Raw genomic sequence first — 12,637 nt, forward strand, 5'->3', positions numbered from 1 at the left:
CCGCGCCCCCCAACACGCCCCCGCGTACGCCCTGGAGGGACGCCGAGCCGCAGTCCGACCCGCCGTGAGCCGTGTGATCCGAGCCCCCCGTATCGCCCCGCGCTGACATTTCCCGGTCGCCTCTGGTCCGGATGGTTGAACGCGCCCGCGCCCGCGCCCCACCCGCCCGCACTCCAGTGAGCCGCCGTTCGAGCGTTTGAACCACCGGAATGGGGACAGGACCCGCGGGCCCCGCTCCGACGGGGCTACGGTCGAAGGGTGAAGGCTATCCGTCGATTCACCGTGCGCACCGTCCTGCCGGAACCTCTGCGCCCGCTGGGGGATCTGGCCCAGAATCTGCGCTGGTCATGGCACCAGGAAACCAGGGAGCTGTTCCAGAGCATCGATCCCGAGGGCTGGCGGGCCGCCCAGGGCGACCCGGTGCGGCTGCTCGGCACCGTCGGCAAGGAGCGGCTCGCGGCACTTGCCTCGGACCGGCGCTTCCTGCGCCGGCTGGCCGCCGCGGCCGACGAGCTGTCGGACTACCTGGCCGGCCCCCGGTGGTACCAGGAGCAGACCGACCTGCCCGAGGCCATCGCCTACTTCTCACCAGAGTTCGGCATCACCTCCGCGCTGCCGCAGTATTCCGGCGGCCTCGGCATCCTCGCCGGGGACCACCTCAAGGCCGCCAGCGACCTCGGCGTCCCGCTCGTCGGCGTCGGCCTGCTCTACCGGCACGGCTACTTCCGGCAGACGCTCTCCCGCGAGGGCTGGCAGCAGGAGCAGTACCCCGTCCTCGACCCCAACTCGCTGCCCGTCACCCCGCTGCGCGAGGCCGACGGCTCGGCCGCCCGCACCAGCCTGGTGCTGCCCGGCGGCCGGTCGCTGCACGCCCGGATCTGGAAGGCCCAGGTCGGGCGGGTCCCGCTGCTGCTGCTCGACTCCGACGTCGAGGGCAACGAGGCCGCCGAGCGCGATGTCACCGACCGGCTCTACGGCGGCGGCAGCGAGCACCGGCTGCTCCAGGAGATGCTGCTGGGCATCGGCGGGGTGCGTGCCGTGCGCGCGTACTGCCGCATCACCGGCCACCCCGCGCCCGAGGTCTTCCACACCAACGAGGGCCACGCCGGCTTCCTCGGCCTGGAGCGGATCCGCGAGCTGTCCCTGGACGGCCTGGACTTCGACGCCGCCCTGGAGGCGGTACGGGCCGGCACCGTCTTCACCACCCACACGCCCGTGCCGGCCGGCATCGACCGCTTCGACCGGGAACTGGTTGCCCGCCACCTCGGCGACGGCGCGGAACTGCCCGGCGTGGACACCGGGCGGATTCTGGAACTGGGCATGGAGACCCACCGCGGCGGCGACCCCAACCTGTTCAACATGGCCGTCATGGGCCTGCGCCTGGCCCAGCGCGCCAACGGCGTGTCCACCCTGCACGGCGCCGTCAGCCGGGAGATGTTCGCGGGCCTGTGGCCCGGCTTCGACCCCGAGGACGTGCCGATCACGTCCATCACCAACGGCGTCCACGCCCCCACCTGGGTCGCCCCCGAGGTGCTGCGGCTCGGCGCCAAGCAGATCGGCGCCCAGCGCGCCGAGGACGCCCTCATGACCGGCGGCACCGACTGCTGGGAGGCGCTCGGCGGCATCCCCGACACGGCGCTGTGGGAGCTGCGCCGGGAGCTGCGCGAGCAGCTCGTGGAGGACGTACGCCGCCGGCTGCGGGCCTCCTGGCGGCAGCGCGGCGCCGGCGAGGCCGAACTGGGCTGGACCGACAGCGTGCTGGACCCGGACGTGCTGACCATCGGCTTCGCGCGCCGCGTCCCGTCGTACAAGCGGCTCACGCTCATGCTGCGCGACCAGGACCGGCTCATGGAGCTGCTGCTGCACCCCGAGCGGCCGATCCAGATCGTGGTGGCCGGCAAGGCGCACCCCGCCGACGACGGCGGCAAGCGGCTGGTGCAGGAGCTGGTCCGCTTCACCGACGACCCGCGGGTGCGGCACCGGATCGTCTTCCTGCCCGACTACGACATGCGGATGGCCCGGCTGCTCTACCCGGGCTGCGACGTGTGGCTCAACAACCCGCTGCGCCCGCTGGAGGCGTGCGGCACCTCCGGGATGAAGGCCGCGCTCAACGGCTGCCTGAACCTGTCGGTGCTGGACGGCTGGTGGGACGAGTGGTTCGACGGCGACAACGGCTGGGCCATCCCCACCGCCGACGGCGTCAGCGACGAGGACCGCCGCGACCAGCTGGAGGCCGCCGCGCTCTACGACCTGCTGGAGCACCAGGTCGCGCCGCGCTTCTACGACCGCGGCGCACGCGGGGTGCCGCAGCGCTGGATCGAGATGGTCCGGCACACCCTGACCACGCTCGGCCCCAAGGTCGTGGCCGGCCGCATGGTCCGCGACTACGTCAACCGGCTGTACGCGCCCGCCGCCCGCTCCCACCGCGCCATACAGGGTGCCGCCGCCGCGGAGCTGGCCGAGTGGAAGAACCGGCTGCGCCGCCAGTGGCCGCAGGTGACCATCGACCATGTCGAGAGCGACTCCGTCGAGGGCACCCCGCAGCTGGGCTCCACGCTGACCCTGCGGGCCCGGATCGGCCTCGGCGGCCTCGACCCCGCCGACATCGACGTGCAGCTGGTGTCCGGGCGGGTGGACGCCGCCGACCGGATGGCCGACCCCACGGTGGTCTCGCTCAAGCCCACCGGGCGCGCCGACACCGCCGGCCGCTACTGCTACGAGGGGCCGCTCACCTTGGACCGCACCGGCTCGTTCGGCTACACCGTCCGGGTGCTGCCCGCGCACCCGCTGCTGGCCGACCCGGCCGAGCTCGGCCTGGTCGCCGTACCGCCGCAGGCCGCGGGCATGACGGCCGGCGTGCTGCGCTGAGCCGCCCCCGTCCCCGTCCCCGTTCCGGCGTCCGCCGGCCGCCGGAACGGGGCGAGGCCCGCACCGGTGGGTGCGGGCCTCGCAGAAGGGGAGCCGGGCGCTAGCCGAGCGTCCGGATGTTCTCCGCCTGCGGGCCTTTCTGGCCCTGGGTGACGTCGAACGAGACCTTCTGGCCCTCCAGCAGCTCGCGGTAGCCGGTCGACTGGATGTTCGAGTAGTGGGCGAAGACGTCCGAGCCGCCGCCGTCCTGCTCGATGAAGCCGAAACCCTTTTCCGAGTTGAACCACTTCACGGTTCCGGTTGCCATAATTTCCATCTCCTACGGGTGGGGCACTTTCCAGATCCGCACTGTACGGATGCAGGTCGCCCGGGAGAATCACCCCACACCGGGGAAACCGGTCAAAAAACGAAGGACGCCCGGACCGGCCCATGGACCGGTCCGGGCGCCCTGCGCCGAACGGGTGGATCAGCCGGTCAGCTGACGTTGACGGCGGTGTCGTCGATCAGGAACGAGGTCGCGAGCGTCACGTCCTCGGCCCCGGTGAACTTCAGCGTCACCGTCGAGCCGATGTACGGCGTCAGGCTCAGCGACTTCTGGACGTAGCCGCTGGTCTTGTTGAGGTTGGAGTAGGTGGCCAGCGTGGTGCTGCCGGCGGCGACGGTGAGCTTGTCGTACGCGCTGGACGTCGTGGTCTCCTGCGTGGAGATGTAGACGTAGAAGGTGAGGTTGGCGCTGGTGCAGCTCGCCGGGATGGTCACCGACTGGGAGAGCGTGTCGGTGTGGGTGGTGCCGTAGCCGTCCAGCCACGCCTTGTACGAGCCGGAGTGCGCCGGGGCGCCGCTGCTGCTGTCGATGACGCCCGAGGAGGACGTCCAGCCGGAGCTGCCGCTCTCGAAGCCGGGGTTGGCCAGCAGCTGGCCGGCGGTGCAGCCGCCACCGCCGCTGCTGGTGACCGTCCAGGTGAAGGAGGCGGTGCCGGTGGCGTTGGCGGAGTCCTTGACCGTCACCGTCACGTTGTACGTACCGGTGCTGGTGCCCGTGGTGCCGGAGATCAGGCCGGTCGAGGCGTTGATCGCCAGGCCCGGGGGCAGGCCGGTCGCGCTGTAGGTCAGGGCGCCCGAGGTGGTGGAGCTGGCCTGGATCTGCAGGCTCACCGCGGTGCTGACCTTGGTCGACTGGTTGCCCGGGTTGGTCACCGTCACGCCGGTCGGGTTGGACACCCGGCTGCCGACGCCGATCGCCGCCCAGGTGTTGGCGACGGTGTTGTACGTGGCGCTGCCCTGGCCCCACAGGTCGGCCGCGGCCTGCAGTGACTGGGTGCGGGCCGCCGCGTAGTTGGTGGTGGAGGTGAAGCGCTCGGTCAGCGACTTGTACCAGAGCTTGAGGGCGTTGTCCCGGCCGATGCCGGGCACCGACAGGCCGTCGTAGGTCGGGCTGTTGTAGCTCACCCCGCCGATGACCTTGGCGCCGCTGCCCTCGGAGAGCAGGTAGAAGAGGTGGTTGGCCGGGCCCGAGGAGTAGTGGACGTCCAGGCCGCCGAGGCTGGAGGACCAGTAGTCCTTCGAGCCGCCGTCCTTGCTGGGCTTGTCCATGTAGCGCAGCGGGCTGCCGTCGCCGTTGATGTCGATCTTCTCGCCGATGAGGTAGTCACCGGGGTCCGAGGAGTTGTTGGCGTAGAACTCCACACCGGTGCCGAAGATGTCCGAGGTCGCCTCGTTGAGGCCGCCGGACTCGCCCGAGTAGTTCAGGCCGGCGCTGTTGGAGGTGACGCCGTGGCTCATCTCGTGGCCCGCGACGTCCAGGGCGGTCAGCGGGTGCGCGTTGCCGCTGCCGTCGCCGTACGTCATGCAGAAGCAGGAGTCGTCCCAGAAGGCGTTGACGTAGGAGTTCCCGTAGTGGGTGCGGGAGTACGCCGCCCGGCCGTCGTCGGCGATGCCGTTGCGGCCGAAGGTGTTCTTGTAGAAGTCCCAGGTCTCCTGGGCGCCGTACGCGGCGTCCACGCCCGCGGTCTGCGCGGTGGTGCCGTTGCCGTCGCCCCACGTGTCGTCCGCGTCGGTGAACAGCGTGCCGGTGCCGGACGTCGAGTGGTTCAGGTTGTACGTCTTGTGGCCGCCGCGGGTGTTGTCGGTCAGCTGGTAGGTGCTGCCCGACAGCGTGGTGGTGATGTTCACCTGCCCGCTGTACTCGCTGTTGCCGACGCCGGTCTCGATGCCCTGGTACTCGAAGAGCTCCTTGCCGGAGGTGGCGTCGGTGATGACGTGCAACTGGCTGGGCGTCCCGTCGTCCTGGAAGCCGCCGAGCACGGTCTCCCAGGCCAGCACGGGGGTGCCGGCGGCGGCCCAGACGACCTTGCGGGTCGAGTCGACCGTGGCGGAGTCGTTGTGGACCGCCTTCATGCGCGAGAGGCTGTCGGCCTTCACCTCGGCGGCGCTGAGCCGCGCGGTGGTGGAGGGCACGGCGATCGTCGCGCTGGTCGCCTTGTCCACGCCGGTGGTCGCGCCGAGCGCGCTGGAGTGCACCACCAGGTCGCCGCCGAGCACCGGCAGGCCCTGGTACGTGCGCTCGTAGCGGGTGTGGGTGGTGCCGTCCGCGTCCTGGACCACGGACTTGACGACCAGTTTCTCCTGCGTGCCCAGGTGCAGCGACGCCGCGGTCTGCGCGGTGTGCGCCGCGGCCTGTGCGACCAGCGCCGACTGCTGCGCGGGCGTCAGCGCGGCGGGCAGTGCGCCGGCCCTGGGCTGGGCGTGCGCGGCGGCGGCCTGCGCGGCGGCCGAGCCGGTCTGTGCGGCGGGGTCCGCCGCCGCGGTGCCGGCCGGCAGCGTCACGGCGACCATCGCCACACCGGCGATCAGCGCACCGGCGGCTGCCGCCGTGCGGGCCGTACGGGGGGATCGTGCCACTCGTCACTCCTTCTGCGGCGACCGCGGGTGCGCGGCCGGTGACAGGCCGGGCGGGTGGGGTTGGTGATCCGCCCGGATAGAGCTGTGGATGTGCTGTGGAACGGGGCACAGAGTGGCACTCTTTACCTGTTCATGTCAGTCCCATGGTCTCAACTTGGCCGAAATTCGTTCGATGTCCGGGAGTGGGCGTCCGCATAGCGGGCGATTGTGTGAGCGGTGTTGCGCCCGCGAGAAATCTCGCACGCCCGCGACCGGGGCGGATCTGCGCAAAGGGGACGATACGGCGGGGGTGCGGGGCCGGTGGCGGTACGGCCGGCCGCCGGGACGCCGTACGAGGCGGCGGCCCGGCGGGCACGGTTCAGGCCAGCGTGCGGTGCCGGCGTGCCGGGCGGTTCAGGCCAGGCCGTCGCGCCAGGCGGCGTCCAGGCGGGCGTAGTGGCCCTGGCCGGCGATCAGGGCGGCGGGCGTGCCGTCCTCCACGATGCGGCCGTCGCTCATGACCAGGACCCGGTCGGCGATCGCCACCGTCGACAGCCGGTGCGCGATGACCACCGCCGTACGGCCGGTCAGGACGGTGCGCATGGCGTGCTGCACGGCCCGCTCGCCGGGGATGTCCAGCGACGACGTCGCCTCGTCGAGGATCAGCACCCCCGGGTCGGCCAGCAGCGCGCGGGCGAAGGCCACCAACTGGCGCTGGCCCGCCGAGATCCGGCCGCCGCGCTTGCGGACGTCGGTGTCGTAGCCGTCCGGCAGCGCCGCGATGAAGTCGTGCGCGCCGATCGCCCGGGCCGCCGCCTCGACCTCCTCGCGGGTCGCGTCGGGGCGGCCGATCGCGATGTTGTCCGCGACCGTGCCGGAGAACAGGAACGCCTCCTGCGTCACCATCACCACCCCGCGCCGCAGGTCCGCGAGCGCCAGGTCGGCCAGGTCCACCCCGTCCAGCAGCACCCGGCCGCCGCTCGGGTCGTAGAACCGGGCCAGCAGCTTGGCCAGCGTCGACTTGCCCGCGCCCGTCGCGCCCACCACCGCGACCGTCTGGCCGGCCGGCAGCCGCAGGTCGAACGCCGGCAGCACCTCGCCGCCGGTGCGGTAGCCGAAGCTCACCCGGTCGAAGACCACCTCGCGGCCCGGCCGCCCCTGCGCGGCCGGCGGCAGCGGCACCGGGCGCTCCGGCTCCGGCACGCCCGGCGTCTGCGCCAGCAGGCCGGCGATCTTCTCCAGCGACGCGGCGGCGGACTGGTAGGAGTTCAGGAACATCCCGAGCCGGTCGATCGGGTCGTACAGCCGCCGCAGGTACAGCACGAAGGCCGCGAGCACGCCGAGCGCCATCGCGCCGCCCGCGACCCGGTAGGCGCCCCACACGACGATGCCGGCGACCGTGACGTTCGCGATCAGCCGCGAGCCGACGACGTAGCGGGCCATCTCCAGGATCGCGTCGCCGTTGGCCCGGTAGTGGCGGTGGTTCAGCTCCTCGAAGGCCGCGTCGTTGGGCACCTCGCGGCGGAAGGACTTCACCGGGCGCACGCCGTTCATCGTCTCGGTGAACTTCACGATGACCGCGGCGATCGCCGTCGAGCGGCGCCGGTAGGCCACCATCGAGCGCCGCTGGTAGCCGCGGATCGCCACGTACAGCGGCCCGTACGACAGCAGCGTGACCAGGCCCAGGCGCCAGTCCAGCACGATGAGCAGCACCGAGATGTAGACGGTGCTCAGCACGACGCCGAGCAGCTCCTCCAGGCCGTCGGTCAGCAGCTCCCTGATCGACTCGACGTCGGAGGTCGCCCGTGAGATCAGCCGGCCGGAGGTGTAGCGCTCGTGGAAGTCCAGGCTGAGCGTCTGCGCATGCCGGAACATCCGCGCCCGCAGGTCGATCAGCACGTCCTGGCTGACCCGGGCAGCCGCCCGGATGAAGCCGCGCTGCAGCAGCCCGGCGGCGATCCCGCACCCGAGATACCCGCACGCGACCGCGACCAGCGCCCCGTGCCGCCCGTCCCGCACCTGCGGGATGGCGTGGTCGATCGCATACGCGACCAGCAGCGGCCCCGCCTGCACCGCGGCCTGCTGCACGAGCAGCAGCACGGCCGCGAGCCACAACCGCGCGTGGTGCGGGCGCAGCAGCGACCGCAGCAGTGCCGACTGGGCGTCGGCGGGCGCGGGCAACACGTCCTGCGCGAACGCATCGCCCTCACCCGCCCCGGCCTCCGGGCCGGCGGCGGCCGGGGCCCCGTCGGCTGCCGCGCCGGCGACGGCCGGTGCCGCACCGGGGGCGGTCGATGCCGGGCCGGCTGCCGCGCCGGGGGCGGTTGCGCTTGTGGCTGTGGCTGTGGCTGTGGCTGCGGCTTCGGCGCTGGTAGCGGTTGCGCTCGTGGCTGCGGTGGCGGAGTCGGGTGGGCTCGCGCCTGCGGCTGCGGTGTCGGGGGCCGGCGGCTTCGCGCCGGCTGCCGTGTCGGGGGTGGTCGGGCTTGCGCCTGCCGTACCGGGGGCGGTTGCGCTTGTGGCTGTGGTGCCCGTGGCGGTTGCGCCCGCGCCTGCGGTGTTGGTGCCGGACCGGCTCGCGCCCGCGGTTGCGGTGTCGGGGGCGGTTGCGTTCGCGGCTGCGGTGGCGGAGTCGGGTGGGGTGGCGTCGTCGGGGTCGTGGAGGTGCTGGTCGGTGGCCGAGGTCATCGGGCCTGGCTCCTTTCCAGCGGCGCGGTGGCGCCGGGGCCGTCGTCGGCGCCGGGGCCGAGGCCCGACATCAGGTGGCGGTATTCCGCGCTGCTGCGCAGCAACTCCGGGTGCGTGCCCACCGCGGTGATCCGGCCGCCGGACAGCAGCGCGACCCGGTCGGCGAGCTGCACGGTCGAGGGCCGGTGGGCCACGACCAGCGCGGTGGTCTCCCGCAGCACCTCGCGCAGCGCCGCCTCGACCAGCGCCTCGGTGTGCACGTCCAGCGCGGACAGCGGGTCGTCGAGGATCAGGAACCGCGGCCGGCCGACGACCGCGCGGGCCAGCGCGAGCCGCTGCCGCTGCCCGCCGGACAGGCTCAGCCCCTGCTCGCCGACCTGCGTCTCCAGCCCCTCGGGCAGCGCGTGCACGAAGCCGCACTGCGCGACCTCCAGCGCCCGCAGGACGTCCGCCTCGTCCGCGCCGCCGGGGCCGGCGCCCATCGCCACGTTCTCCCGCACGCTCGCGGAGAAGAGGGTGGGCTCCTCGAAGGCCACCGCGACGAGTTCCCGGAGCCGCGCCACCGGCAGCAGCGCGGTGTCCGCGCCGTCCAGCGTGATCCGCCCGGACGTCGGCACATGCAGCCGCGGCACGAGCGCGGTGAGCGTCGTCTTCCCGCTGCCGGTCGCCCCGACCAGCGCCATCGTCTCCCCGGCCCGGATGTGCAGGTCCACACCCGTGAGCAACGGCGGACTGTCCCCCGGCGCATCGGGGTAACGGAACCCGACGCCTTCCATCCGCAACCCCCCGCCGGCACCCGCGCCATCGGCCGGCGCGGAGCCGGTCGCGGCGGTGTTCGCCGGGGGGCGGGTGGCGGGCCGGAGGCCCGCACCGGGGTCGCCGTCCAGCGGCGCGGTGGCCGGAGGCACCGCGTCCTCCGGCGCGCCCCCGGAGGGTTCCGCCCCCGGCGTGTCCATCGGCTCGAAGTAGCGGTCCGCGGCCGTGGCCGCCTCGTTGCTCATGGCGAGGAGGAAGCCGATCGAGTCGACCGGCCAGCGCAGGGCCAGGGCCGTGGAGAGGAAAGCCACCAGCGTGCCTGCGGACAGCTTGCCGTCGGAGACCTGGAGCACGCCGATCACCAGCGCCGCGCCGATCGCGACCTCGGGCAGCGTCATGATCACCGCCCACAGGTCCGCCAGCAGCCGCGCCTTGTGCAGCTCGGTGCGGCGCAGCTCGCGGGCGCGGCCGTGGAAGGCCTGGGACTGCGAGCGGTGCCGGCCGAACGCCTTGATGATGCGGATGCCGAGCACCGATTCCTCGACCAGCGTCGCCAGGTCGCCCGCCTGGTCCTGCGCGCGGCGGGCGGCGAGCGCGTACTGCGACTCGAAGCGCGAGGACAGGATCATCAGCGGCACCGCGGGCCCGAGCAGCACCAGCGTCAGCAGCGGGCTCTGCGCCAGCAGGATGCCCAGGCCCAGCAAAATCGTCGTGCCGTTGACGAAGAGGAAGACCAGCGGGAAGGCCAGGAACATCCGCAGGATCATCAGATCGGTGGTCGCCCGGGACAGCAACTGCCCGGACGCCCACCGGTCGTGGAAGGAGACCGGCAGCCGTTGCAGCCGCCGGTAGAGATCCGCGCGCATCGCCGCCTCGACGCCCGCGAGCGGCCGGGCCACCAGCCACCGCCGCAGCCCGAACAGGCCCGCCTCCGCGAGCCCGAGCAGCAGCACGAGCCCGCCGCCGAGCCACACCCCGGACGGGTCCCGGTCGCCGACCGGCCCGTCCACCAGCCACTTGAGCACCAGCGGGATGAGCAGCCCCATGCTGGAGGCGACCACGCCGATCACCGCGGACGCCGCGAGCCGGCCGCGGACCGGCCGGACGTACGGCCACAGCCGCAGCAGGGAGCGGAGCGAGGACCGCGGGCGGGCGGCGGGCGCGGGGTCAGGGGCGGCGGCAGACATCACTCCTGACACTACGGTCGCCCACTGACACTCTTCACCCCGTTTTCCGCCGCGCCGCGTGCCGGCACCGGACCGCGTGGGGCCGCACGGGCCCGGACAGGGGCCGGACGGGTGACGCCCGGCCCCCGGCCCCGCCCGGCCCCGCCGGGCCCCGCGTCAGACCGTGAAGCCGCCGTCCGCGTGGACGACCGCGCCGGTCATGTACGACGCCCCGCCCGACGCCAGATGCGCCACGACCTCGGCGATCTCCGCCGGCTCCGCGTACCGCCCGAGCGCGGTCAGGCCGCGTACGGTCTCCGCGAACGGGCCGTCCGCCGGATTGGCGTCGGTGTCGGTGGGGCCGGGGTGCAGCAGGTTGACGGTGATGCCGAGCGGGCCGAGATCGCGGGCCAGGCCCTTGGTCATACCGGCGAGCGCGGACTTCGTCAGGGCGTAGAGGGTCAGGCCGGGGAAGGGGGTGCGCTCGGCGACGTTGCTGCCGATGCTGACGATCCGGCTGCCGGGCCGCATGTGCCGCACCGCCGCGCGGGCGGCGAGGTAGGGGCCGCGGACGTTGACGGCGACCGTGCGGTCGAACGCGTCCGGGCCCAGCTCGGTGACCGCGCCGGTGGTGTAGACGCCGGCGTTGCAGACCAGCACGTCCAGCCGCCCCCACTCCGCCGCCGTACGCTCGACCGCGCCCTCGACCTCGGCGGCGTCCCCGCTGTCGGCCCGCAGCGCCAGCGCCCGGCGGCCGAGGCCGCGGATGCGGGCCGCGACCTCCTCGGCCCGGTCCTTGCCCTGCTCGTACGTCAGCGCCACGTCCGCGCCGCCCGCCGCCAGGCGCAGCGCGACGGCCGCGCCGATACCGCGGGCGCCCCCGGTGACCAGCGCCGTTCTCCCTCGGAATTCGGTGGTGTCCATGGCTCACGATCCTGGTGCGCGGCCCCGCCGGGGTCTGGCGGTAATCGGCCGTCGAAACCGTCAGCGCGCCCGGCGCAGGCCCCGTACCGCGGGGATGCACAGCAGCGCGGTGCCGGTGCAGACGGCGACCACCGCGCCGGCCTGGAGGACGTGCCGGGTGCCGAAGGCCGCCGCCGCGGGGCCGGCGAGGGCCTGGCCGACCGGGAACATCGCGACGGAGCCGGCGACTTCGTAGGCGTGGATGCGGTTGAGGATGTCGCCGGGCACCTGGGTCTGCACGCTGGTCGCCCAGTTGATGCTCCACACCGCGCCGCCGACGCCCGCGACGAACACGCACGCGCACACCCACGGCACCGGCAGGTCCAGGCCCACCGAGAGCGGCATCAGCGCCATCGCGAAGATCCCGAAACTGCCCGCCCGCAGGGGGTGTTCGGCCCGCACGCGCATCGCGGTCAGCGCGCCCACCGCGGTGCCCGCGCCCAGCGCGGAGTTGACCAGGCCGTACGCGCCCGCGCCGTGCGCGGGGATGATCCGGCCCGCGGCCAGCGGCGTGAACGGGCCCATGACGCACATCGTGTAGAGCGTCCAGACCAGGATGACCGCCCACATCCACGTCCGGGCCCGGAACTCCCGCCAGCCCTCGGCGAGATCGGCCCGGAAGCTGCCCGGCCGCCGCTCCCCGGTGCCGGCCTTCGCGCCCTCAGGCCGCTTGACCGGCGCGAGCCGCAGCGTCAGCAGGCACAGCGCGCTGGTCAGATACGTCGCCGCGTGCACCGCGAACACCGCGCCGGCGGAGGTGAACCCGACCAGGACGCCGGCCAGCGCCGGTCCGGCCAGCGTCGCCCCGGACTCCGCGGTCCTGGTCACGGCGTTGGCGCCCTGCACATCCCGCGCGACCCGCACGAGGGTGCTGGCCACGCCCGGCTGGAAGGTCGCCGCGCACGTGCCGTTGACCATCCCGACCACGACCACCTCCCACAACCGCACGCTGTGGGTGAGGAAGAGCACCGCGACGGCCGACTGCGTGCACACCCGCACCAGGTCCGCGCCGATCATCATCCGGCGGGCGTCGAACCGGTCCGCGACGACCCCGCCGAATATGACGAAGCCGGCGAAGCACGCGGTGGTCGCGGCCATGGCCAGGCCGATGTCACCCGCGGAGTAGCCGTACGACAGCAGCCCGGCCGACAGCGCGACCGGCAGCATCGTGTCGCCGAGCATCGCGACGGAGCGGGCGGTGAAGTAGAGCCGGAAGTTGCGGGACCAGATCGCGGGGCCGGCCGCCGGCAGCGACGGCGCGCCGGACAGTGAGTCTGCTGCGGGCCCGGAGCGGGGTGCGGAGGAGGTCACTGGGCACA

The 12,637-nt window shown here is 73.6% G+C and carries 6 protein-coding genes and 1 pseudogene; 1 reads left to right on the forward strand and 6 read right to left on the reverse strand.

What is annotated here, in order from left to right; genetic code table 11:
- Nucleotides 1-258: 258 nt before the first annotated feature.
- The gene (gene glgP / locus HCN08_RS17005) at nucleotides 259-2,868 is read left to right on the forward strand and encodes an alpha-glucan family phosphorylase (protein ID WP_167983943.1); all 2,610 of its coding nucleotides are present in this window, start codon (nucleotides 259-261) and stop codon (nucleotides 2,866-2,868) included.
- A 100-nt stretch (nucleotides 2,869-2,968) separates the two neighbouring features.
- Here glgP and HCN08_RS17010 read toward each other — a convergent pair whose 3' ends face one another.
- The 6 genes and pseudogenes from HCN08_RS17010 to HCN08_RS17035 form a co-directional block, all read right to left on the reverse strand.
- A complete protein-coding gene (locus HCN08_RS17010; protein WP_167983944.1) occupies nucleotides 2,969-3,175 on the reverse strand; it encodes a cold-shock protein in 207 nt (68 codons plus the stop codon).
- 167 nt (nucleotides 3,176-3,342) lie between these two features.
- Nucleotides 3,343-5,703 (reverse strand): M4 family metallopeptidase, encoded by a 2,361-nt coding sequence (locus HCN08_RS17015; protein WP_167984014.1) that lies wholly within the window; start codon nucleotides 5,701-5,703, stop codon nucleotides 3,343-3,345.
- 459 nt (nucleotides 5,704-6,162) lie between these two features.
- Nucleotides 6,163-7,959: pseudogene (locus tag HCN08_RS17020) on the reverse strand (ABC transporter ATP-binding protein); the annotation flags it as partial.
- Nucleotides 7,960-8,429: 470 nt separating this feature from the next.
- Nucleotides 8,430-10,376 carry an ABC transporter ATP-binding protein gene (locus tag HCN08_RS17025; protein ID WP_167983946.1) on the reverse strand — a complete coding sequence of 649 codons (1,947 nt, stop codon included), beginning with the start codon at nucleotides 10,374-10,376 and terminating at the stop codon, nucleotides 8,430-8,432.
- 156 nt (nucleotides 10,377-10,532) lie between these two features.
- Complete coding sequence (locus tag HCN08_RS17030) at nucleotides 10,533-11,279, reverse strand: SDR family NAD(P)-dependent oxidoreductase (protein ID WP_167983947.1); 747 nt, start codon at nucleotides 11,277-11,279, stop codon at nucleotides 10,533-10,535.
- 60 nt (nucleotides 11,280-11,339) lie between these two features.
- Nucleotides 11,340-12,629 (reverse strand): MFS transporter, encoded by a 1,290-nt coding sequence (locus HCN08_RS17035; RefSeq protein ID WP_407648812.1) that lies wholly within the window; start codon nucleotides 12,627-12,629, stop codon nucleotides 11,340-11,342.
- Between the last annotated feature and the right edge of the window lie 8 nt (nucleotides 12,630-12,637).

It is taken from the genome of Actinacidiphila epipremni (genome assembly GCF_012034175.1).
In the GTDB taxonomy this organism is placed as follows: domain Bacteria; phylum Actinomycetota; class Actinomycetes; order Streptomycetales; family Streptomycetaceae; genus Actinacidiphila; species Actinacidiphila epipremni.

Coding starts and splice junctions, on each gene's coding strand:
- HCN08_RS17025 (WP_167983946.1), bottom strand. CDS start 10,376: ATGTCTGCCGCCGCCCCTGACCCCGCGCCCGCCGCCCGCCCGCGGTCC.
- HCN08_RS17030 (WP_167983947.1), bottom strand. CDS start 11,279: ATGGACACCACCGAATTCCGAGGGAGAACGGCGCTGGTCACCGGGGGC.
- HCN08_RS17015 (WP_167984014.1), bottom strand. CDS start 5,703: ATGGTCGCCGTGACGCTGCCGGCCGGCACCGCGGCGGCGGACCCCGCC.
- HCN08_RS17010 (WP_167983944.1), bottom strand. CDS start 3,175: ATGGCAACCGGAACCGTGAAGTGGTTCAACTCGGAAAAGGGTTTCGGC.